This window comes from Rhodococcus sp. IEGM 1409, assembly GCF_030056735.1.
Lineage (GTDB): Bacteria > Actinomycetota > Actinomycetes > Mycobacteriales > Mycobacteriaceae > Rhodococcus_F.
Genome location: NZ_JASHKN010000016.1, coordinates 81,051 through 102,839 on the forward strand (window position 1 = coordinate 81,051; position 21,789 = coordinate 102,839).

Annotated in this window: 19 protein-coding genes; 11 read left to right on the forward strand and 8 right to left on the reverse strand. The window is 62.0% G+C overall.

Features of this window, described 5'->3' with window-relative positions; translation table 11 throughout:
• Positions 1-112 precede the first annotated feature (112 nt).
• Positions 113-1,258 carry a PucR family transcriptional regulator gene (locus QM716_RS28550; RefSeq protein ID WP_283307612.1) on the reverse strand — a complete coding sequence of 382 codons (1,146 nt, stop codon included), beginning with the start codon at positions 1,256-1,258 and terminating at the stop codon, positions 113-115.
• Between the two features lie 82 nt (positions 1,259-1,340).
• Between QM716_RS28550 and QM716_RS28555 the strand changes: the two genes are divergently transcribed.
• The 3 genes from QM716_RS28555 to groL all read left to right on the forward strand — a co-directional run bounded on the left by QM716_RS28555 (position 1,341) and on the right by groL (position 4,664).
• Positions 1,341-2,126, forward strand: a complete 786-nt coding sequence (locus QM716_RS28555) for an HAD-IIA family hydrolase (protein WP_283307613.1) — start codon at positions 1,341-1,343, stop codon at positions 2,124-2,126.
• Positions 2,127-2,207: 81 nt separating this feature from the next.
• Entirely contained in the window at positions 2,208-2,765 is a 558-nt protein-coding gene (locus QM716_RS28560; RefSeq protein WP_349307372.1) for a DUF6764 family protein, read from the forward strand.
• Positions 2,766-3,038: 273 nt separating this feature from the next.
• Positions 3,039-4,664 (forward strand): chaperonin GroEL, encoded by a 1,626-nt coding sequence (gene groL, locus QM716_RS28565; RefSeq protein ID WP_283307615.1) that lies wholly within the window; start codon positions 3,039-3,041, stop codon positions 4,662-4,664.
• A gap of 93 nt (positions 4,665-4,757) precedes the next feature.
• Here groL and QM716_RS28570 read toward each other — a convergent pair whose 3' ends face one another.
• Positions 4,758-4,940, reverse strand: coding sequence for a putative endonuclease domain-containing protein (locus tag QM716_RS28570; protein ID WP_283307616.1), 183 nt, complete (start codon positions 4,938-4,940; stop codon positions 4,758-4,760).
• A gap of 463 nt (positions 4,941-5,403) precedes the next feature.
• Between QM716_RS28570 and QM716_RS28575 the strand changes: the two genes are divergently transcribed.
• The gene (locus QM716_RS28575) at positions 5,404-6,849 is read left to right on the forward strand and encodes a wax ester/triacylglycerol synthase domain-containing protein (protein WP_283307617.1); all 1,446 of its coding nucleotides are present in this window, start codon (positions 5,404-5,406) and stop codon (positions 6,847-6,849) included.
• Between the two features lie 341 nt (positions 6,850-7,190).
• On the opposite strand, the gene QM716_RS28580 is transcribed toward QM716_RS28575, so the two are convergent.
• Entirely contained in the window at positions 7,191-7,394 is a 204-nt protein-coding gene (locus QM716_RS28580) for a PspC domain-containing protein (RefSeq protein WP_003941534.1), read from the reverse strand.
• A 144-nt stretch (positions 7,395-7,538) separates the two neighbouring features.
• On the opposite strand from QM716_RS28580, the gene ppk2 reads away from it, so the two are divergent.
• Positions 7,539-8,453, forward strand: coding sequence for a polyphosphate kinase 2 (ppk2, locus tag QM716_RS28585; protein ID WP_283307618.1), 915 nt, complete (start codon positions 7,539-7,541; stop codon positions 8,451-8,453).
• Positions 8,454-8,508: 55 nt separating this feature from the next.
• Positions 8,509-9,426 (forward strand): serine/threonine-protein kinase, encoded by a 918-nt coding sequence (locus QM716_RS28590; protein ID WP_283307619.1) that lies wholly within the window; start codon positions 8,509-8,511, stop codon positions 9,424-9,426.
• A 6-nt stretch (positions 9,427-9,432) separates the two neighbouring features.
• Here the strand turns inward: QM716_RS28590 and QM716_RS28595 are convergent, their stop codons facing one another.
• Positions 9,433-10,914: an amino acid permease gene (locus QM716_RS28595; protein WP_283307620.1), complete on the reverse strand. Its 1,482-nt coding sequence runs from the start codon at positions 10,912-10,914 to the stop codon at positions 9,433-9,435.
• 265 nt (positions 10,915-11,179) lie between these two features.
• Between QM716_RS28595 and QM716_RS28600 the strand changes: the two genes are divergently transcribed.
• A complete protein-coding gene (locus tag QM716_RS28600; RefSeq protein WP_283307621.1) occupies positions 11,180-12,013 on the forward strand; it encodes an alpha/beta hydrolase family protein in 834 nt (277 codons plus the stop codon).
• 4 nt (positions 12,014-12,017) lie between these two features.
• Here the strand turns inward: QM716_RS28600 and QM716_RS28605 are convergent, their stop codons facing one another.
• From QM716_RS28605 to QM716_RS28615, 3 genes are all read right to left on the reverse strand, one after another.
• Positions 12,018-14,069, reverse strand: a complete 2,052-nt coding sequence (locus QM716_RS28605) for a prolyl oligopeptidase family serine peptidase (RefSeq protein ID WP_283307622.1) — start codon at positions 14,067-14,069, stop codon at positions 12,018-12,020.
• Between the two features lie 84 nt (positions 14,070-14,153).
• Positions 14,154-15,170 (reverse strand): alpha/beta hydrolase, encoded by a 1,017-nt coding sequence (locus QM716_RS28610; protein WP_283307623.1) that lies wholly within the window; start codon positions 15,168-15,170, stop codon positions 14,154-14,156.
• A 242-nt stretch (positions 15,171-15,412) separates the two neighbouring features.
• Positions 15,413-16,462, reverse strand: coding sequence for an alpha/beta hydrolase (locus QM716_RS28615; protein ID WP_283307624.1), 1,050 nt, complete (start codon positions 16,460-16,462; stop codon positions 15,413-15,415).
• A 344-nt stretch (positions 16,463-16,806) separates the two neighbouring features.
• Between QM716_RS28615 and QM716_RS28620 the strand changes: the two genes are divergently transcribed.
• From QM716_RS28620 to QM716_RS28630, 3 genes are all read left to right on the forward strand, one after another.
• The gene (locus tag QM716_RS28620; RefSeq protein WP_502942171.1) at positions 16,807-17,682 is read left to right on the forward strand and encodes a dipeptidase; all 876 of its coding nucleotides are present in this window, start codon (positions 16,807-16,809) and stop codon (positions 17,680-17,682) included.
• A gap of 49 nt (positions 17,683-17,731) precedes the next feature.
• Positions 17,732-19,135 carry a dihydrolipoyl dehydrogenase gene (gene lpdA, locus QM716_RS28625; protein ID WP_003941477.1) on the forward strand — a complete coding sequence of 468 codons (1,404 nt, stop codon included), beginning with the start codon at positions 17,732-17,734 and terminating at the stop codon, positions 19,133-19,135.
• Positions 19,136-19,317: 182 nt separating this feature from the next.
• Positions 19,318-20,310 (forward strand): iron-siderophore ABC transporter substrate-binding protein, encoded by a 993-nt coding sequence (locus QM716_RS28630; RefSeq protein ID WP_283307626.1) that lies wholly within the window; start codon positions 19,318-19,320, stop codon positions 20,308-20,310.
• Here QM716_RS28630 and QM716_RS28635 read toward each other — a convergent pair.
• Positions 20,286-20,735 (reverse strand): winged helix-turn-helix transcriptional regulator, encoded by a 450-nt coding sequence (locus QM716_RS28635; RefSeq protein ID WP_283307627.1) that lies wholly within the window; start codon positions 20,733-20,735, stop codon positions 20,286-20,288. The genes QM716_RS28630 and QM716_RS28635 overlap by 25 nt on opposite strands.
• A gap of 118 nt (positions 20,736-20,853) precedes the next feature.
• On the opposite strand from QM716_RS28635, the gene QM716_RS28640 reads away from it, so the two are divergent.
• Complete coding sequence (locus tag QM716_RS28640; protein WP_283307628.1) at positions 20,854-21,705, forward strand: SDR family oxidoreductase; 852 nt, start codon at positions 20,854-20,856, stop codon at positions 21,703-21,705.
• The last annotated feature ends 84 nt before the right edge of the window (positions 21,706-21,789 follow it).

The window sequence follows — 21,789 nt, forward strand, 5'->3', positions numbered from 1 at the left end:
ACATCCGGCTCTTCTCTCAAGCATGAATCGCGGGGGCGGCAAAAGGACTGGCCGTTCGGCCATCGTCGGAGCTACCGCGTTGTGGATTCGCACAACGTGCCGCCGCGCCTGCTCAGCGAGCGAGTTTGAACTGCAACATGAGAATGAGGCGGGTGTCGGCATCGGTCAGATCGACGCCGCACATCTCCTTGCCTCGACGCAAGCGGTTACGGAGCGTGTTGGGGTGAACATGCAGTGCGGCAGAAGAATTCGCCACGTCACCGCCGTGCTGGAGAAAGGCCTTTGCCGTCGCGACCAGATCGCTGCCGTGCTGAGAGTCGTGACGTTCGAGGCTTCCGAGCGGCGTGGCGTCGCCGAGTCCGTCGATGATGTCGGCGACGTGCAGGGCGAGTACGGAAGCCAAGGTGTCCCTCATTCCCGCGACGGTTCCGCCGGACCGGCCGTGACGAAGCGCTCCGAGAACATGGTCGGCGTCCGAACGTGAAAGATGTGATTCGCTCGCAGACTTCACTGTCCGGCCGACAGCCACTGCTAGGAATTCGCGGCCACGGGCGCGGGCGAGGAAGTCGGCGGACAATCGGCGAGCGTTGGTCTCGTCGGCCGCGATGACAAGATAAATAGTCTCGGACAGTTGAGCGGCAACGGCGTCGACGGCCAGAGTGTCGAGGTACAGGCTCAAGGATGCGACCAACCCCGCCGGCAGCGGTCCCGCGACGGTTCCGACGGCGACGACGGTGAGCGGGCCTGCCAACCGCAAGTCGTCGGCGGCGCGGAAAGCGGGTTCGCCACCGCCGATCAGAGCTTGGACGCGCTGGGATTGGCGACGGCGTGTGCTGTCGACCCGGTCACGCTCCGAGGCGATTCTCTCGGCCACGACAGATACCGCGGAGCGAAGTATCGATTCCTGTGTGGGCGTCGGTGATCCGGCGAGTGCGACCCAGATCGAGCCGACGGGGTGATCGTTCTCGCGAACTGCGATGACCAGTCGCGGAGTGATCGCGGGGTCTTCGAGGTCGACGTAGATGGGATCGCTCTCCCGGTGAAGCCGATCGAATACTCCTGCATCGGAGAGTAATTGGCGGAATCGACTGGGTACCTGTCGGCCGAGGATCGTGCCGATGCGAGCTTCGTCCACTGCCTGTTCGCCGCCGGAGTACGCGAGAACAGTCGAATTCTCGTCCTCGATGGTGACGGGAGCGCCGAGTAATTCGGCCAGAGAACCGGCAACGGAGAAGAGGTCGTCGTCGCGCAGGTCCATGGGTGGGAGCCTACTGAGCGATCGACGGATTTCGGGTTTCGACGCCTCGGCAGGACCGCGATAGCGAATATAGGCTGGTGCAATGGCCGACATCGAAGGTGTTCTGTTCGATATCGACGGAGTCCTGCTCACGTCCTGGCAGCCGATCGAGGGAGCAGGGGAAGCAGTACGCGAAGTTCGGCGGCGGGGATTGGCCTGTGGGTTTCTCACCAACACCACCTCGCGCAGTTCGACGCTCATCGCGCAGGGATTGTGCGACGCCGGTATCGAGGTCGAGGCGAGCCAGATAGTTACTGCCGCGAGACTCACAGGGGAGTACGTGCGGGCGACGTACCCGGACGCGCGGGCATGGATCCTCAATCACGGTGACGTGTCCGCCGATCTCGAGGGAATCGAATTCGACGACGCCGATCCGGAGGTCGTGATTCTCGGCGGCGCCGGCCCGGAGTTCACCCACGAGGCGCTGAGCCGAGTGCTCGAACTTCTGCTCGCCGGAGTGCCCGTCGTCGCGATGCACCGCGGGATGATGTGGGAGACGTCAGGCGGCCTTCGAATCGACACCGGAACGTACTTGCCGGGCTTCGAGGAAGTGGCAGGTGTAAATATCGCCGCAGTGGGTAAACCGTCTCTCACGGGGTTCCTGACAGCCACGGAGCTGATGCACGTCGAACCTGAGGCGACGGTGATGGTCGGCGACGACCTGATCGGGGACGTCCTCTCCTCACAGCGGGTCGGCTTGACCGGAGTTCTGGTGCGCACAGGCAAGTTTCGGCAAACAGTGCTCGACCTCTCGGTCCAGAAGCCCGACCACGTCATCGATTCGGTAGCGGATCTGCCGGCTCTCCTCGGTGTCCTCCTCGAGGCTTGACCAGCCGGGGGTGACGGACTTCACTCGAGCGGGTACTCTCGCGCCCGAATCCAATGAACCTGTTCCACGAAGGAGTTTTCTATGCCCTTGATCTCGTCAGTCTGGTTCCGTCGCTCATCCTCTCGAGTCAGCGGAATTTCCAGTAGTCGGTTGGGGGGCCGCCTGGCGAGAACAGGGGCTGTGATGACTGTGGGTATGGGGCTCGCCGCCGGGCTGGCGCTGACCGGTGCGGGAACTGCTTCGGCAGCCCCCGTCGCGTGTGCCTCGCCGCCGTCGGCAAATGACATCCAGGTCTCCGAGACCGCGAGCTGCGGCGCGCAGTCCGTCGGTGCCGGCCGCTCGCAGGCCGGTGCTGCCGAGAGCGGTACCGCCGTGAGCGTCGCCGCCGACAACGGCTACTCCAATTCATATGCAAACGGCTTCGGAACCGCACTGGGGGCTTCGCGCGGTAACGGTCAGGCACAGGCATTCGCGCTCGGCGGCGGTATCGCACGGGCCGGAGCGGCTGACGGAAACGTCACCTTCGCCATCGCCGGTTACGGAGCGGGTGCGACGGCTGATGCCAACGGCGTCGACTGCGTCGGAGTGCTCTCGTTTGCGGTCAATTTGAGTAACGGACAGTTCTGCATCGCGGGCTGAGGCTCAACCTTGCACTCGGCACGCTCGAGTGCTAAAAATGCAGTTGGCACTCGCGAACCGTGAGTGCCAGGTCGAGGCAGTGAGACCGGGAACCATAGACACCCCCGGTCGTCCGTCGCGGGCACTGACTAGACCACAGGCGTAGATGGGTGACCAGGCAAATCGGTCGCCCGTGTAATGAGGTGACTCGTCAAACGGTCACCTTGTGCCGATGAGGTGACCCGACGAGCGGTCACCTTGTGTGTCACCCCCTATCCGGAGGATCACTTCGCAATGGCAAAGATCATCGCGTTCGACGAAGAGGCACGTCGTGGCCTCGAGCGAGGCCTCAACGCCCTCGCCGACGCTGTCAAGGTGACGTTGGGCCCCAAGGGTCGCAACGTTGTTCTCGAAAAGAAGTGGGGCGCCCCCACGATCACCAACGATGGTGTTTCCATCGCCAAGGAGATCGAACTCGACGACCCGTACGAGAAGATCGGCGCCGAGCTCGTCAAGGAGGTCGCCAAGAAGACTGACGACGTCGCTGGCGACGGCACCACCACCGCTACCGTTCTCGCACAGGCACTGGTCCGTGAAGGCCTGCGCAACGTCGCAGCCGGCGCGAACCCGCTCGGCCTCAAGCGCGGCATCGAGAAGGCTGTCGAGGCTGTTACAGCTCGCCTGCTCGAGACCGCCAAGGAGATCGACACCAAGGAGCAGATCGCTGCTACCGCCGGTATTTCCGCCGGCGACCCGTCCATCGGTGAGCTCATCGCCGAGGCTATGGACAAGGTCGGCAAGGAAGGCGTCATCACGGTCGAGGAGTCCAACACCTTCGGCCTGCAGCTCGAGCTCACCGAGGGCATGCGCTTCGACAAGGGCTACATCTCGGCGTACTTCGCCACCGATGCAGAGCGTCAGGAAGCCGTCCTCGAAGACGCGTACATCCTGCTCGTCAGCTCGAAGATCTCCACGGTCAAGGACCTGCTGCCCCTGCTGGAGAAGGTCATCCAGTCCGGCAAGCCGCTCCTGATCATCGCCGAGGACGTCGAGGGCGAAGCTCTCTCCACCCTCGTGGTCAACAAGATCCGTGGCACCTTCAAGTCTGTTGCCGTCAAGGCTCCCGGCTTCGGTGACCGTCGTAAGGCTCAGCTCGCCGACATCGCCATCCTCACCGGTGGCGAGGTCATCAGCGAAGAGGTCGGACTCTCCTTGGAGACCGCAGGCCTCGAGCTCCTCGGCCAGGCACGCAAGGTCGTCATCACCAAGGACGAGACCACCATCGTCGAGGGTGCCGGCGACGCCGACGCAATCGCCGGTCGTGTCAGCCAGATCCGCGCCGAGATCGAGAACAGCGACTCGGATTACGACCGTGAGAAGCTGCAGGAACGTCTGGCCAAGCTGGCCGGCGGCGTTGCAGTCATCAAGGCCGGCGCTGCTACCGAGGTCGAGCTCAAGGAGCGCAAGCACCGCATCGAAGATGCAGTGCGTAACGCAAAGGCAGCCGTCGAAGAGGGCATCGTCGCCGGTGGTGGCGTTGCACTTCTCCAGGCTGCTCCCGCACTGGACGACCTCAAGCTCGAAGGTGACGAGGCAACCGGCGCGAACATCGTTCGCGTTGCACTGTCCGCTCCGCTCAAGCAGATCGCATTCAACGCAGGCCTCGAGCCCGGTGTTGTTGCGGACAAGGTCTCCAACCTGCCCGCAGGTCACGGCCTCAACGCTGCGACCAACGAGTACGGCGACCTGCTCGCTGCAGGCATCAACGACCCGGTCAAGGTCACCCGCTCGGCACTGCAGAACGCAGCGTCCATCGCGGCTCTGTTCCTGACGACCGAAGCCGTTGTCGCTGACAAGCCGGAGAAGGCCGGATCGCCTGCAGGCGATCCGACCGGCGGCATGGGCGGCATGGACTTCTGAGTCCATCTCCACCTAGCTCCTAGAGCCCGGCCCACCATTCGGTGGGCCGGGCTTTTGCTTGCGCGGAGGTATTGCGGGCATTTTCGTCCACTACTACGACGCGATCGCGGTTTCCCGTCGCACGCTCGATGCTGTGTGCGCTAACGCCACAGCGTCGAGATGAGCCATCGCGGTGGCGGCGGGGTATCGCAACACCATCCATTCATCGAGAACGAGTGCGTTCTGACGCCGTCGATCGATGTTGAATGTTGCGGGGTCGGTATGGAATTCGCGCACGGCGGGGGCCCGTGCCTGCCGCGGCTCGCATCGCACGGTCGGGCGATCGACTTCCACGCACCGGCGTTGATACCACCGCGTCGAAGAAGGCCTCGAGTTCCGGCCGTGGCAACGTGGTCGCGACGTCGATGAAGCACTGCTCGATCGGCACGATCGGTAAACCCATGCACTCATCCGACGAGATTCCTGTTCGACGGTGAAGCCGTACCCACTGCGGACTGCCTGCTCGGACGCAACGCTCGAAGTATCCAGGTTTATCGGTGGAGTACACCGACGGCAGGATTCGATGGAGTCGCCGTGACCGCGTGGCAACCGTATGGGGACGCGGACGCAGAAACAACTCTGTGGATGGCCGCGCGGGTGTGGACAACCCGCGCTGACTCGATTGGACGGAAATTCAGTGGGTGTGGGTCCTGAAAGTTAGACTCACCGCTAACTTCCCAAATCAGTCATAGGGGCATGCATGATCTTTCGGAACTCGTTGCCAGCCGCGGTATCTCAGATGGGGCCGCGAGACGCGGAGTTCGTCTACAACGAGTCCGGCGGACATCTGAGCCACATGGTCTGCGCCTACTTCTTCGACACGACGGACCATCCGCTCGCAGAGATGACGCACGACGACGCCGTTCGGTGGATCACCGAACGATTCGGGTACTGGCCACTGTTCACGAGTCGACTCCAGCGAGTTCCGCTGGATCTGGACTATCCCTATTGGGTGCCGGCCGATTTCGACGTCGATGATCACGTGCACGTCCATCGTGCCCCTGTTGCCGGGTGGGCGCCGGTTCGTGAGTTGCTCGGGCGCTCGCTCGGGGAGCCGATGGACCTGTCCCGGCCGCCATGGGAGTTGCACGTCATGACCGGCGTGCACGGCATCGACGAGCTGCCGGGCAATCTGACGCTGATCATGCTCAAGACCCACCACGGGGCCGGTGACGGTCTGGCGATCCGCGATCTGACCAACCTTCTGTTCTCGGGTCCGCCGAAGCCGGAGACGAAGCGTGCCGGTTCGGGGCTTTCGTCGCTGGATTTGATCGGGCGCACTGTAGTGGGTTTGCCCGGCCAGGCGATCCGCTTCGGCCGGGGTCTGTCCGTCACAAAGGTTGCGGCCGAGACGGTTCGGGAGGCGGAAGAGGCCGGAGAGCTACCTACGTATTCGGCCGACCGCCTTCCGACCCGATTCAACGGCGTGCTGGGGGGAGACATCACGATCGATTTCCTGACGCTGGACGGCGCAGACATCAAAGCGATTCGAGCGGCCGTTCCGGGCGTGACGGTCAACGACATCTTCCTGACCGTCGTCGCCGGTGCTCTCGACGTATACCTGTCGGAGAAGGACGAGAAGTCGGCCAGTGGGTTGGCGGCGATGGTTCCCCGATCGATGCGGCAGATCGCCGAATGGGAATCGGCCAATCAACTGGCGCTGTTGACGGTCGATCTGCACACGGACGTCGAAGATCCGGTCGAGCGGCTGACACGAATCAGGGATTCCGCGTCGAAGGCGAAGGGGCGCAGTTCGCACCCGGCCGTCCGTCGATACGGCACTCGCATCGAAACGTCGCCCGCGGTTCTGCTCAGACTCACCGGTCTCTCGCGTCGGCTCAACAAGCTGGACCCTTCGCACAAGGTCATCCAGAACACGACTATCAGCAATGTCCCCGTGTCGGTCGAGGGCAATGTCTTCGTAGGTGCGCCGGCGGTGGCAGTTCTCGGCGGGCAGGCCCCGGTCGACGGAGACATTCTGCGCCACTTCTTGATTGCCGCGCGCGGAGGTTCGCTGACGCTCAATGTCATCGTCTCGCGAGAGACGATGCCGGATATCGAGCACTACGTCGAACTATTGCGGGTGGGGTTCACGGGGCTTCTGCAGGCAGTTTCCGACCAAAATCGTGAGTTGGTCGAACGATAATCTCTGGACACCCTCAGCTTTACGCCGCCTGTCGTTCCCTTGGTTTTCTGATCGGCGTCATTTGTTCGTCCCAAGTGAACCACTGAACATCTCAAGGAGAACGTCATGCTTGAAGGATCTGTCAGGACGCTGCCGGTTCTGTCGGTGCGATCATCGGTCAGGGGTTGGGCAGCGTCAGTGGCCTGGCCGTCAAGGGCCTCGAGGCCCTCGCTGCGCTCAGCGGTGGAGAGTTGAAGGCCGCCAAGTAGATTGTCGATTTCGGGGCCTTCTCGTATTGGCGCGTAGGCCCCGAAATACCTTTTGTCGGCGCGTGATTCTCGCCATGTCAATTGCCGAAATTCTCAACCTAACGGCATGAGCATCCAGGCGGCGAGATATACCAATGCCGCGGTTCCGCCCGTGCAAATAGCGGCGATAACGGCGAGTAGACGGACAAGATTGACGTCGGCGCCGAAGTAATCTGCAATTCCGCCGCACACTCCGGCGAACATTTTCTTGTCATTGGAACGGGTGAAGGGGCGAGGTGTGTTGCTTTCGAATGTCATGTTTCAATTCTGAAGCGAGATTTCGTCAGGCACCATCGGGGACGACCCCCATCTGCACCCTGATCTTTTTCCCCGCTGCGTCATACCCCGGTAGTTCATCGCAGCTTCACCGAACGGTTGCTGCGGGGGACTACCTTGTCGGCGGTGACCGATTTAGCAGAACGCCGCCCGTTCCTCAGCGCTTTTGCGGACCTGTCGACCGCCGTCGACCTGACCGACACCGCAGCCTTCACCGTCGACGACAATGACGACGACGATCCGGTGCTGCTGACCGCGCCGGACGGTTTCGAAGTCGACACCTGGCGTGAGGGGTACCCGTACGACGCACGGATGCCCCGGGCCGAGTACGAAATGTCCAAGCGTCTGCTGCAGATCGAACTCCTCAAGCTGCAGAACTGGTCGAAAGAAACCGGCGCACGGCACGCCATCGTGTTCGAAGGACGCGACGCTGCAGGCAAGGGCGGAACGATCAAACGATTCATGGAGCACCTCAATCCTCGTGGCGCACGGGTCGTTGCGTTGGAGAAGCCGTCGGCCCGCGAGTCGACACAGTGGTACTTCCAGCGCTATGTGCAGCACCTCCCCGCTGCCGGGGAACTGGTGATGTTCGATCGGTCTTGGTACAACCGGGCCGGGGTCGAGCGAGTCATGGGCTTCTGCACCGACGAAGAGCACGAGCGTTTTCTGCGTCAAGTGCCGTTGTTCGAGCAGATGCTCGTCGACGACGGCATCAGCTTGATCAAGTTCTGGTTCTCGGTTTCACCGCTGGAGCAGCGCACGCGGTTCGCGATCAGGCAGGTCGATCCGGTGCGGCAGTGGAAGCTTTCCCCGATGGACATCGCTTCTCTGGACAAATGGGATGCGTACACGGCGGCGAAGGAAGAGATGATCCGGTTCACCGATACCGACACCGCTCCGTGGACCGTGATCAAGAGCAACGACAAGAAGCGAGCCCGGATAAACGCGATGCGTCACGTGCTCAGTCAGTTCGATTACGACAACAAGGATTACGAGATCGTGGGTACTCCGGATCCGCTGATCGTGGGCAGCCTCGAGTAGTCATTTCGGCTACCCTCAAGGTTCACCGAGTCGCCGCTGCGGAGGGAGTTCCGTGATGTTGCAGTGTGGATCGGTCTTCGCCGGGTACCGGATCGAGCGGCTGCTAGGCCGGGGTGGCATGAGCGAGGCCTACCTCGCGATTCGCGAGGGGCAGCGTTCGACGCTGAAATTGTTGAACGAGGAGTGCTCCGCCGACCCTCGGTTGCGTGCGCGCTTTGTCGCCGAAGCTGAATTGGCAAGTGGCCTGGATCATCCCAATATCGTCTCAGTCAAGGCATTTGGTGACGAGGGTGGTCAGCTGTGGATGGCGATGCAATACGTCGAGGGGTACAGTGCGGCCCGATTGGTGGCGCGCGGTCAGATTCCGCTGGATCCGTTCCGCGCTGCTCGGATCGTGGATTCGGTCGCCAGGGGCTTGGACTACGCGCACAGTCGCGGGATCGTGCACCGCGACGTCAAGCCGGCCAACATCTTGATCTCGACGCAGGCGACCGTGGACGGTCATGAGCAGGTTATGTTGTCCGACTGGGGGATTGCTCGACTCGTTGACGATTCTGCTCCGGTGGCGCGCAGTGGTTCGGTGTTGGCTTCCATCCAATATGCACCGCCGGAATTGCTTCGTGCGGAGCCGCTGACCACCCGTGTGGACGTGTACGGCCTGGGTTGCACTGTGGTGGAATTACTTACGGGTGCAACACCGTTCCCGCTGTCGAACCCCTTGGCGATCGCCGACGCTCAACTCCACACGCCGCCGCCGTCCGTATCCGAGCGTCGCCGTGAACTTCCTGCCGCACTCGATGCTGTTGTCGCGACAGCGCTGGCCAAGGACCCCGCCGACCGGTACTCGCGATGTGTAGCACTCGCCGACGCGGTGATGTCCGCGCTGGCCGAATGGCCGACGCGGACATCACCGTTTGCTGCTCGAGTCTCCGATACGAGCGGACCGAGATTTCGCTGGCTGAAGAGACGGTAGGCGAAACTACTTGTCGTCGGGTACCGGCAGGTTGGCGATCACCGGATACTGACCGGTATAGCCGAGACGTTCCTCGGCGACGGCCATGACCTTGGCTCGCACCAGATACCAGCCGCCGATCAGCGCTGGGATGATGACCACAAGCGTGCCGATGGTCCAGGTACCGATCGGATGATCGAATGCCATGAGCACCAGTACGAGGACGAGGAATGCGAGGGTGGCGTATCCGGTGTACGGCGATCCGATGAGTTGGAAACTGGGGCGCGAGACGATGCCCTTCTTCGACCAGCGATAGAGCTGAATTTGACACAGGACGATCGTGGCCCACGACGCGATGATTCCGAGTGCGGACATGTTGAGCACGATCTCGAACGCCTCGCCTGGTTTGAAGGCGTTGAGTGCAACACCGAACAGCGTGATCACACCGGTCAGCAGAATTCCGCCGAAAGGCACACCGTTGCGGGACATCTTGGCCGTGAACTTGGGTGCGCTACCGTTCATCGCCATCGATCGCAGGATTCGGCCGGTAGAGTACAGGCCCGCGTTGAGACTGGACAAAGCGGCTGTGACCACGACGATGTTCATGATCGTTCCGGCGCCCTCGAGACCGATCTTCGAGAAGAACGTCACGAACGGACTCTCGCCCGACTTGTACGACGTGTAGGGCAGCAGAAGCGCAAGGAGCGCAAGTGATCCCACGTAGAAGAGTGCGATTCTGACGATGACGGAGTTGATCGCACGGGGCATGATCTTGGCAGGGTTCTCGGTTTCGCCGGCCGCTGTTCCGACCAATTCAACTGCAGCGTAGGCGAACACAACACCCGAGGTGACGATCACGAGAGGGAACACTCCCGTGGGGAAAAGCCCGCCGCTGTCGGTGATTACGCTCAGTCCGGTGCTTTCGCCGTCCACGTCGAAGCGTCCGGCAAGGAAGACGGTACCTACGATCAGGAAGGTGACCAGGGCGACAACCTTGATCATCGCTGCCCAGAATTCCATCTCTCCGAACAGTTTCACTGAAATGAGGTTCACAGTCATGACGATGGCTAGAGCGATCAATGCGATGGTCCACTGCGGGATCCCCTTGAACGCGCCCCAGTAGTGCATGTAGGTGGCGACAGCGGTGGTATCGACGATGGCCGTCATCGCCCAGTTGAGGAAGTACATCCAACCGGCGACGAAAGCTGCTTTCTCGCCGAAGAATTCACGCGCATACGAGACGAACGAGCCCGAGGACGGCCGATGAAGAACCAGCTCACCGAGAGCGCGCAGAATCAGGAATACGAAGAATCCGCACACACCGTAGACGATGAACAGGCCGGGACCGGCGCTGGCGAGCCTTCCGCCTGCACCCAGGAACAACCCGGTACCGATCGCGCCGCCGATGGCGATCATTTGCAGTTGGCGCGGTTTGAGCCCCTTGCTGTAGCCCTCTTCCTCGTGGGCGAGAGCTGAATTGTCGTACGGGGTTTCGGCAGTCTGACTCATGCGTCGTCCTTACTGTCGGAAACGATTACGGCGAGGGTCGACTCGATCGTCGTCGAAAGTTGTTCGGGCCCAGTGACCGCGGGACTTTCTCAAGTTTGGCCCGAACAGGGGAGTGCGTCGCGCCGAGGAGCGGGAAAATGTGTTAACTCTTGATGACGGCGAACCCATAGTCGACATTTGGGATGAAGGGGACTGCTTGGCGAGAAATGTATGGCGGTCCGGGATACCCTGCCCATTTTCGGCCGGGATGGTTAGTGTGAGTTGAATGGAGACCGTACCGATCCAACTCCCCGACGGCACCGTGACCCCGATCCGTCTGTTTCCCGGGCCGAACGACGACGCGCCCGTGGTGGTGATGTTGCCCGGGCTCGGAGTCCCAGCTGGGTTCTACGATCCGGTGGCGGAAGCCCTGGTCGATGCCGGCTTCAACGCGGCCATCGGTGAATTGCGTGGCCAAGGTGACAGCAAACCGCGCCCGAGCGCGTCGAGCGCTTTCGGGTATCAGGAACTGGTTTCGATCGATTGTCCGGCGACGTTCGAGGTGGTGCGCGAGCGGTTCCCGGCCAGCACACCATTTCTGATGGGGCACAGCATGGGCGGCCAGATCGGGGTGATGTACGCGTCGAGGATTCGGGGCCGGCTCGGCGGCCTGATCCTGGTTGCATCCGGATCGCCGTATCACCGTGGATTCCCCGGAATCCGCGCGCCTGGACTCTATCTGGGGTCGTCCGCGATGTCGGTGACGGCCAACATCGCCGGTTTCTGGCCGGGAGATCGGGTCAATGTGGGCGGCTTCGGTCGACAGTCGAAAGTACTGATCACCGATTGGGCCCGGTTCGCCAGGACCGGTCGCATGGAACCTGTCGGGGCGGATATCGACTACGAGGAGCGGATCGCGCGTCTGACCTTGCCGGTTCTGTCGATCACGATCGAAGGGGACGATCTCGCTCCACGTCGGTCGGCAAAGAACTTGGTGGACAAGCTCTCTGGGGCCCAGGTGACGATGACGCACGTCGACGAACCGCTCGGTCACAACGGTTGGATACGCACTCCCACCGCTGTGAGCGAGCGCGTCGTCGCGTGGTTACGCGACCGCTGAAAGATCAGCCGAGTTTCTGCCAGAGGAACTCGTACGTCAGTGCGGTCTTGAAGGCCAGCTGCGCATTGTCGGCTGCGCCGCCGTGGCCACCCTCGATGTTCTCGAAATACAGCACCGGCTTGCCCAGCTCTTCCAGTCGTGCGGCCATCTTGCGGGCGTGCGCCGGGTGGACGCGGTCGTCGCGGGTGGACGTCGCGATCAGGATCGGTGGGTACGACGCGGCGGCGTCGATGTTCTGATACGGCGAGTATTCCGAGATGAATGCCCACTCCTCGGGAACATCGGGGTCACCGTATTCGGCCATCCATGAAGCGCCGGCCAGGAGCAGGTGGAATCGGCGCATATCCAGCAGCGGAACCTGGCAGACGATGGCGCCGAAGAGTTCGGGGTACTTGGTCAGCATGATGCCCATCAGCAGGCCGCCGTTGCTTCCGCCCTGAGCTGCCAGAAGATCTGGGGTCGTGATTCCGCGATCGACGAGATCCCTCGCGACGGCCGCGAAGTCTTCGTGCACCTTGTGGCGTCCGGCCTTGAGAACCTGTGTGTGCCAACCGGGCCCGTACTCGCCGCCACCACGAATGTTCGCGACCACGTAGGTGCCGCCCTGCGTCAGCCAAGCACGTCCGAGTGAACCGCTGTACGACGGCGTCAGCGAGATCTCGAATCCGCCGTACCCGTAGAGCAGGGTGGGGCCGGGCCCGCTACGCGGATTGCGCACCACGAAGTACGGAACCTGGGTGCCGTCGGCAGAGGTGGCGAAGAACTGCTCCGTGCTGATGCCCTCGGCGTCGAAGAACGCGGGAGCTTGCTTGAGCGCAGTGGGTTCGGTTTCGCCGATCACACCGTGCAGAAGAGTTGCAGAGGAGGTGTATCCACTCGAGTTGACGAAATACTCGTTGCTGACATCAGGATCGGTGTCGAGAATTTCGATACTGGTCAGTTCAGGAAGACCCTCGAAAGGTCGATCTTCCCAGTCTTTTTCGCCGGGCGTCAGGATGCGCAGCGTGGTGCGGACGTCGGTCAGTACCACGAGAATCAGGTGATCGCGTGTCCAGGTGTAGTGCTCGAGCGAGGAATGGGCGTCGGGTTCGAAGATCGATGTCAGCGCTCGCGAGCCGGCAAGAAAATCGTCGTAGCGGATGGCAAGCAGTGCGCCGGTGGGATATTCGGTGTTGTCGACGGTCCACACGGATTTGGTGCGGATCAACAACCACTCGCGGTGAATCGAGATACCGGCGTCCGCGGGCACGTCCACAAGCACCAGTTCACCGTCGGGGCGTACTTCGAAGTGCTGAGAGTTGTAGAAATCGACTGAGCAAGTGACGAAGTCCCGTTCGAACCCGGGCGTCGGATCGTGCGAAGCCGAGATGGCCACGTCTGTGGCATTGCCTTCGTACACCGTCTCTGCGCTGGAGAGGGGAGTGCCGCGCTTCCAGCGCTGAGCCAGGCGGGGATATCCGGAATCGGTGAGCGACCCCGGGCCGATATCCGTTCCGACGTAGACGGTATCGATGTCGATCCAGTCGATGTCGGTCTTGGCTTCGGGAAGGTAGAAGCCGGGATTCTCCCCCTCGGGAGCGATGAATTCGCGCTTCTCGATGTCGAACTCGCGGACCACCGCAGCGTCTGCCCCGCCGCGGGAGAGGCTGATCAATGCACGGTTGCGGTGTGGGCGTAGAAGTTGTGTGCCCTTCCAGACCCAGTTCTCGCCCTCGGCCTCGGCCAGGGCATCGAGGTCGACGAGGACATCCCATTCCGGGTCGTCGGTGGCGTACTGATCGAACGTCGTGCGTCGCCACAATCCGCGAATGTGGGTGCTGTCTCGCCAAAAGTTGTAGAGGAACTCACCGCGGCGGCGAACGTAGGGGATTCGTGCGTCGGTATCGAGGATCTCGCGCACGTCGCTTTGCAGTCGATCGAAGCGCTCGTTGTCGGTGAGCTGCTCCTCGGTGTCGGCATTGTGTTGACGGACCCAATCGAGTGCAGACTCACCAGTCACGTCTTCGAGCCAGAGGTAGGGGTCGTCGCCGGTGGTGGGCTGCTGATCGGAAGTCATACGTCCATTCTGACTGCTCGCTCCCGACACCACTCGACCCCGCTCCCGAAACACTGGAGCGGGGTCGAGTGGGGACGAATCGGGTCAGACGCCCAGGGAGCGAGCGAGCATCGGCCAGGAGTTGTGGAGATCGTCCTGCCAGTAGCCCCACGAGTGGGTGCCGGTCGGCTTGAAGTCGAAGGTGGCCGGGATCTTCAGGTCGCCCAGGCGGTAGGCGAGATTGTGGGTGCAGTAGTTGACTGCTGCCTCGATGATGCCGCCGACGATCGCCTGGTTGGCGAGCGCACCGACCTGACCGTTGATCGCGGGGTTGGCGAGCGTGTCGTGTGGGCCGGGGAGTCCGGAGCCGGTGGAGATGAAGAGTTCGGTGCCGCGGAGCTTCTCGGCATTGAGGACGGGGTCGTTGTCCTTCCAACCCTGGCCGTCGAGGGGGCCCCACATGTTGGTGATGTCAGCTCCACCGCGAGTACCTGTGACAAGTTCGATCGCACTCTGACCGACGGGGGTACTGGTCTCGGCGCATCCGCTGTACGCGCCGACGCCCTTGTAGAGGCCGGGAGCCGCGATGGCGAGGTTGAGGACCGAGGTGGCGGTCATGGAGATCGCGGAGATGGACTGGACCTTGTTGGTGTTGAACTCGGCGTCGATGACGGGCGGGAGTTCCTTGGTCAGGAACGTTTGCCACTTCTGGCGACCGAGAACCGGATCGTCGTTCACCCAGTCGGTGTAGTAGCTGAATGCGCCTTCGAGCGGAGTGACGACGTTGACGTTCTTGTCCTGGAAGAAGTTCATGACGTCGGTCTTGCGTTGCCAGGTCGCCGAGTCTTCGCCGCCGCCTGCACCGTTGAGCAGGTAGAGCGTCGGGCGAGGTTCACTGTTGTCCGCGGGGAGGATCACCTCGAGCGGGATGTTGCGATCCATCGCTGCGGAGAAGACCGAGATGGTGACCTTGCGATCGGCGGTCTTGGTGTTGCTGACGATGCGCGACCCCGACGTGTCACCGCCTGCGGAAGCCGTCGCCGGACTGATCGACATCGGCAGCACCGTGGCCACTGCGAGAGCTGCGATCACACTGCCACGCTTGAAAATTCGAGCACGCATACGTTCGGATCCTCCACCTGAATGTCTTCGGATCCGGAACGGATCGAAGTGCCTGTGAGCCCTTACTGGAACAGGTTCACTTTTGTTGTCTGTCAGTAAAGCAGAGCAGCAGCAGAAAGTGACGCGATTCGATTGCCTGACAATTGAATTGGCCCTCGAATTAACCCTCGAACTAGCCCTGAAAAGGACTCGGCCCCGCTCCCGGAAGTGCTGGGAGCGGGGTCGAGCTGGAACGAATCGGGTCAGACGCCCATCGATCGAGCGAGCATCGGCCAGGAGTTGTGGAGATCGTCCTGCCAGTAGCCCCACGAGTGGGTGCCGGTCGGCTTGAAGTCGAAGGTGGCCGGGATCTTCAGGTCGTTCAGGCGGTAGGCGAGGTTGTGGGTGCAGTAGTTGACTGCTGCCTCGATGATGCCGCCGACGATGACCTGGTTGGCGAGGGTGCCAACTTCACCGTTGATCGCCTCGTTGTTGAGGGTGTCGTGCGGGCCGGGGAGTCCGGAGCCGGTGGAGATGAAGAGTTCGGTGCCGCGGAGCTTCTCGGCGTTGACGACGGGGTCGTTGTCGATCCAGCCCTGGCCGTCGAGGGGGCCCCACATGTTGGTCACGTCAGCGTCGCCGCGCATGCCCACAACCAGTTCGATGGAGGACTGGCCGACGGGGGTGCTGGTCTCGGCGCATCCGCTGTACGCGCCGACGCCCTTGTAGAGGCCCGGTGCTGCGATGGCGAGGTTGAGAACCGAGGTCGCGGTCATGGAGATCGCGGAGATCGACTGCACCTTGTTGGTGTTGAACTCGGCGTCGATGACGGGCGGGAGTTCCTTGGTCAGGAACGTCTGCCACTTCTGACGGCCAAGAGACGGGTCGTCGTTCACCCAGTCGGTGTAGTAGCTGAATGCGCCTTCGAGCGGGGTGACGACGTTGACGTTCTTGTCATTGAAGAACTCGTTGACGTCGGTCTGACGCTGCCAGGTCGCCCTGTCTTCGCCGCCGCCTGCACCGTTGAGGAGGTAGAGCGTGGGGCGGGGTTCGCTGTTGTCCGCGGGGAGGATGACCTCGAGCGGGATGTTGCGATCCATCGACGGGGAGAAGACCGAGATGGTGACCTTGCGATCGGTGGTGTTGGCCTTGCTGACGAGATGGGCGCCGGAGGCGTCCGAAGCGGGAGCCGTGCGGGCAGCGGAGGTGTCGCCACCGGCCGAAGCTACTGCCGGGCTGATCAGCATCGGCAGCACGGATACTGCTGCTACAGCGGCGACCAGACGGCCGCGCTTGAATGTGCGAGCACGCATACGTTCAGAAACCTCCACCTAAAATTCCTTCGAATCCGCCCAGGAGTGAACGGTCCTTTGTTGCTGTTCCCGTGCGGGACGTGATGCTGTTTACATGCCGTGCCGATAGATACAAGGCCTGTGAGTCTTGTAAGTTCTACCTCATCGGTGCGTTATCCGCCAGTGAACCAGAGATTTGCTGAACGTACGACCAGTTTCAGGTGAACTTCCCTGATCATCGACGGGATTAGTGAGTGAACCGGACATATCCACTATGGGAACAGCACTGTTGCCTACCTCTGCAGTCGAACGCGTCCATCGATGATCTTCTTCGATATCAGCGCCCAGCGGGGAGCTACGTTTCGGTGAACGTCGGATACTCACCGCAGACTCGCGCGGACTCGACGACAATGGCCAAGAGTTTCGGGTGGCAGGCGCGGGTCGAGTTTCCGGAGATAACCCCGGTCTTTACCGTCGACGACGTCGTCGAGGTGCAGGAGTCCGGTGGAATTGCCCTGGCCTTCGACCTGGAGGACTCGAATCCGCTCGAGGGGGATCCGGGCAACGTCTCGTACTTCTACGACCTCGGGGTTCGCTCGCTGCTGCCGACCTACAACTACATGAACGCCGCTGGTTGTGGCTGCCTGGACCTGGCTGACACGGGGTTGAGCGGCTACGGCCGTGACCTGGTTGCCGAGATGAATCGCGTCGGAATGACGGTCGACGGCTCACATTGTTCGGTGCAGACAGGTTTGGACATCTCAGCTATCACCCAGCGAGCAATGATCTACAGCCACTCGAACCTCCGGAGGTTGTGGGAGCATCCGCGCAACATCACCGACGATCAGGCGCGAGCGTGCGCGGAGACCGGGGGCGTAATCGGGATCAACGGCGTTGGCATTTTCCTCGGGGTCAACGGACCGGATGACGACCGGGCTCGGCTGTCCGCGATGGCCGACCACATCGAAGAGGCTGTCGGACTCGTCGGCATCGATCATGTCGGGATCGGCTCCGACTTCTCGTTCGACGCGGAGGACTTCCGCGAAGAGATCGAACAAAACCCGTCGTCGTTCTCCGAGGCGTACACCGCGTGGGGGCCATTGCAGTGGACTCCTCCGGAGGACGTGCTGACTCTTGATCGGGTATTGCGTGACCGGGGGTTCGACGAGCCGTCGGTCGCGGCTGTGTACGGCGGAAATTTTGCCCGAGTTGCCCGAGAAGTGTGGGCTACCGACGGGTAATGCGACCATCTGGGGACAGCGAAACGATGCAGGACTACCCTGGTGAATCGTGACCTCACACTATGACGTCGTTGTCCTCGGAGCCGGCCCCGGTGGGTACGTCGCTGCTATCCGCGCGGCACAACTGGGCCTGAGCACCGCCATCATCGAGCAGAAGTACTGGGGCGGTGTATGCCTGAATGTCGGCTGCATTCCGTCCAAGGCGCTTCTCCGTAACGCCGAACTCGCGCACATCTTCACGAAAGAAGCGAAGACGTTCGGCATGTCCGGAGACGTGTCCTTCGATTTCGGCTCCGCTTTCGATCGCAGCCGCAAGGTCGCGGACGGGCGAGTCAAGGGCATTCACTTCTTGATGAAGAAGAACAAGATCCCGGAGTACGACGGCAAGGGCACGTTCGTCGACGCCAACACCATCAGCGTGGAGCTGAGCAAGGGTGGCACCGAGACGATCACGTTCGACAACGCGATCATCGCGACGGGTTCGTACACCAAGCTGCTGCCCGGCACCTCGCTGAGCGAGAACGTCGTGACCTACGAAGAGCAGATCCTCACCCGTGACCTCCCGGGTTCGATCCTCATCGTCGGTGCCGGCGCGATCGGCATGGAGTTCGGTTACGTCCTCAAGAACTACGGCGTCGACGTCACGATCGTCGAGTTCCTCGATCGGGCACTGCCCAACGAGGACGCCGACGTCTCGAAGGAAATCGCCAAGCAGTACAAGAAGCTCGGCGTCACCATCAAGACCGGTGCCGCTGTGCAGTCGATCAGCGACGACGGCAGCAAGGTCACCGTCTCGATCAAGGACAACAAGTCCGGCGAGATCGAGACCGTGGTCGTCGACAAGGTTCTGCAGTCCGTCGGCTTCGCGCCGCGGGTGGAGGGCTTCGGTCTCGAGAACACCGGTGTCGCGTTGACCGATCGCGGCGCCATCGCGATCGACGATTACATGCGCACCAACGTCCCGCACATCTTCGCCATCGGTGACGTCACCGCCAAGCTGCAGCTCGCGCACGTCGCGGAAGCGCAGGCTGTCGTCGCTGCCGAGACCATCGGCGGCGCGGAGACGCAGACGCTCGGTGACTACCGGATGATGCCGCGTGCGACGTTCTGCCAGCCGCAGGTCGCCTCGTTCGGTTTGACCGAGGAGCAGGCCAAGGCCGAGGGCTACGACGTCAAGGTCGCAAACTTCCCGTTCGCCGCCAACGGCAAGGCACACGGTCTCGGTGACCCGACCGGTTTCGTCAAGCTGATCGCCGACAAGAAGTACGGCGAACTGCTTGGTGGACACCTCATCGGACCGGACGTTTCGGAACTGCTGCCCGAGCTGACCTTGGCCCAGAAGTGGGACCTCACGGTCAACGAGTTGGCACGCAACGTCCACACTCACCCCACACTCAGTGAGGCACTCCAGGAAGCGATCCACGGCCTCGCCGGCCACATGATCAACTTCTGACGGCAGGGCCTTCGGCCCCGTGCGCCTTTTTGGTAGTTCGCACTACCGGAAGGCACACGGGGTTTTTCGTCTTTTGTGTCGAGTTGTGTTGCGAAACCGCCATCTGAGGCCTTCGAGTCGGGGTGTAGGCGCGTAACGCATTAGCGTCCCGAGTCGACAATCCGGCTTTCGAAGGACCACTCATGAAAACTCGTTCCGTACTGCTCGCGGCTTGCGTCGCGCTGACGCTCTCCGCCTGTGGATCCTCCGGTGATTCCGGATCGGACACCGAAGCTTCGGGCGCCGCCGAGGCGGGGGCGTTCCCCGTGACCGTCGACCACGCTTACGGCTCGACGACGATCGACGCGGAGCCGATGCGCATCGTGACCATCGGATGGAGTGGTCAGGATTCGGTGATCGCACTGAACAAGGTCCCGGTCGCAATGGAGAGCTTCTCCGGTGACGGCATCGAGAACAACATCCTGCCCTGGGACGCTCCGCGTTTGAACGGCGCCAAGCCTGTTCTCCTGACGACAAATCCCGACATCCCGTTCGAGCAGATCCTCGGGCTCGATCCCGACGTGATCCTCGCCGTCTACTCCGGCATCGACGAGGGTGAGTACAAGCGCCTCAGCGACATCGCGCCGACCGTCGCGTTCCCCGACCAGCCGTGGGATACGGCGTGGGACAAGCAGATGAGCATGATCGGCGCTGCGCTCGGACAGCCGGCGCAGGCGCAGACTCTGATCGACGAGACCGGGGCGTACTTCGAGAAGCAGGCCGCGGATCACCCGCAGTTCGCGGGCAAAACCTCGACGTATGCGATGCGCACCGATGAGGGCTTGATCGCCTTCTGCGGCACCGACCCGCGGATCCGTCTTCTCGGCCAGCTCGGACTGAAGACCTCGCCCGGTGTCGACGCAGTGTGCACTTCCGGCGACAGTTCGGTCTCCGTGGGCATGGAATCCATAGACACACTCGACGCCGACGTCTTCATTCTCGTCGACGCCGACGGCACCAACCTGGACAAGCTCATGTCCTTCGGTCCGTTCGCGAACATGACCTCGGTGTCGAAGGGCCGTCTGGTTCGACTGGTCGGGATGGACTACGCGATGGCTACTTCCGCTCCGACGGTGCTGAGCGTTCCCTACGCATTCGACGAGTTCATCGCTCAGCTCTCGGACAAGCTGAGCTGATTCCGGGCGTCGTACGACGCTTGTGACGCAACGATTTTCGGCACCTGCGATTCGAGTAATTCGATCAGGGCCGTGATCTTGGCGGCGACGTCGGCGCCGAGTTCGGTCAGGCTGTATTCCACTTTGGGCGGGATGGTTTCGAGTACCTCACGGTGCACGAGGCCATCCCGCTCGAGTGTTTGCAGGGTCTGCGAGAGCATGCGCTCGCTGACTCCGTCGACGCGTCGGCGCAGGGCACTGAACCGGTACGGACCTTCGTTCAACGCTGCCAGTGCCAGCGCACCCCAGCGTCCGGTTGCATTCTGCAGCGCCGCCCGAGAGTTGCATCCGCGAGCGAATACGTCAGCCTCGAGCGTGGGGTCCACGACGTCGGCTTTCGGATCAGGAGTCCGGGCAGCACGTGAAGGTGAGTCGGTGCTGGTCATGTACCCAGGTTACTACTGCACGATCCCATAGCGCTAACTCGAAGTGTTGCACTTACGAAAAATAAGTGCATGATGGTTGCAGAACGTATTTACATTTCAACCTGGATCGGGAGTTCGCATGAGCATTGCAGTCACCGGCGCAACCGGAAACCTCGGACGACTTGTGGTCGAGTCGCTGATCGAGCGGGGTACCGCCGCGTCCGACATCGTCGCAGTGGTCCGCAATCCGCAGAAGGCGGAAAGCCTCGCGGCCCGCGGAGTAGTCGTACGCCAAGCGGACTACGCCGATGCCTCGGCATTGGATACCGCATTTGCGGGCGTCGACAAGCTGGTGCTGGTCTCGGGAAGTGAAGTGGGGTCACGACTTGGGCAACACATCAACATCATCGACGCGGCGAAGGCTGCCGGTGTCGGATTCATTGCCTACACGAGCATCTTGAATGCTCAGGACACTCCGATGAAGCTTGCTGCCGAGCACAAGGCGACCGAGGACGTGCTCACTCGGAGCGGTGTTCCGTTCGCACTGTTGCGCAACGGTTGGTACTGGGAGAACTTCACCAACGACCTTGCCGGTGTGATCGAACGCGGCGCACTCGTCGGCGCGGGAGCCGACGGAAAGATCGCCGCTGCGGCGCGTGCGGATTACGCCGACGCCGCCGCAGTAGTCGCGACCACCGATGGTCACGAGGGCGCAGTGTACGAGTTGGGCGGTGACGAGAGGCTCACCTACGCCGAATTGGCCGAGAAGATCAGCGAATTCGCAGGTAAGCCCGTCGTGTATCAGTTCGTGGACGAGCGGGCATACGAAGGCATTCTCGAGAGTGTCGGACTGCCGGCACCGGTTGCACAAATTTTCGCCGATTCCGATGCTGCAATTGCCAAGGGTGCGTTGGACACCGAGTCGGGTGACCTGCAGAAGTTGATCGGACGCAGCAGCACTCCGGTGGCTGAGGTCTTGAAGGAGGCGTAACCGCCCGTGCGCCTTTCCAGTAGTGGGAACTACCTGTGATGTGTCATGACGTAGTGGACACATATGTGTCAGGACATCGTGGAC

What these genes read in the sequence shown, in the direction of transcription:
- QM716_RS28575 (WP_283307617.1), top strand. Translation starts at nt 5,404, where the DNA reads ATGATCTTTCGGAACTCGTTGCCAGCCGCGGTATCTCAGATGGGGCCG.
- QM716_RS28610 (WP_283307623.1), bottom strand. Translation starts at nt 15,170, where the DNA reads ATGCGTGCTCGAATTTTCAAGCGTGGCAGTGTGATCGCAGCTCTCGCA.
- QM716_RS28615 (WP_283307624.1), bottom strand. Translation starts at nt 16,462, where the DNA reads ATGCGTGCTCGCACATTCAAGCGCGGCCGTCTGGTCGCCGCTGTAGCA.
- QM716_RS28605 (WP_283307622.1), bottom strand. Translation starts at nt 14,069, where the DNA reads ATGACTTCCGATCAGCAGCCCACCACCGGCGACGACCCCTACCTCTGG.
- QM716_RS28560 (WP_349307372.1), top strand. Translation starts at nt 2,208, where the DNA reads ATGCCCTTGATCTCGTCAGTCTGGTTCCGTCGCTCATCCTCTCGAGTC.
- QM716_RS28640 (WP_283307628.1), top strand. Translation starts at nt 20,854, where the DNA reads ATGAGCATTGCAGTCACCGGCGCAACCGGAAACCTCGGACGACTTGTG.
- QM716_RS28555 (WP_283307613.1), top strand. Translation starts at nt 1,341, where the DNA reads ATGGCCGACATCGAAGGTGTTCTGTTCGATATCGACGGAGTCCTGCTC.
- QM716_RS28630 (WP_283307626.1), top strand. Translation starts at nt 19,318, where the DNA reads ATGAAAACTCGTTCCGTACTGCTCGCGGCTTGCGTCGCGCTGACGCTC.
- QM716_RS28635 (WP_283307627.1), bottom strand. Translation starts at nt 20,735, where the DNA reads ATGACCAGCACCGACTCACCTTCACGTGCTGCCCGGACTCCTGATCCG.
- QM716_RS28600 (WP_283307621.1), top strand. Translation starts at nt 11,180, where the DNA reads ATGGAGACCGTACCGATCCAACTCCCCGACGGCACCGTGACCCCGATC.
- QM716_RS28595 (WP_283307620.1), bottom strand. Translation starts at nt 10,914, where the DNA reads ATGAGTCAGACTGCCGAAACCCCGTACGACAATTCAGCTCTCGCCCAC.
- QM716_RS28590 (WP_283307619.1), top strand. Translation starts at nt 8,509, where the DNA reads ATGTTGCAGTGTGGATCGGTCTTCGCCGGGTACCGGATCGAGCGGCTG.
- QM716_RS28550 (WP_283307612.1), bottom strand. Translation starts at nt 1,258, where the DNA reads ATGGACCTGCGCGACGACGACCTCTTCTCCGTTGCCGGTTCTCTGGCC.
- QM716_RS28580 (WP_003941534.1), bottom strand. Translation starts at nt 7,394, where the DNA reads ATGACATTCGAAAGCAACACACCTCGCCCCTTCACCCGTTCCAATGAC.
- groL (WP_283307615.1), top strand. Translation starts at nt 3,039, where the DNA reads ATGGCAAAGATCATCGCGTTCGACGAAGAGGCACGTCGTGGCCTCGAG.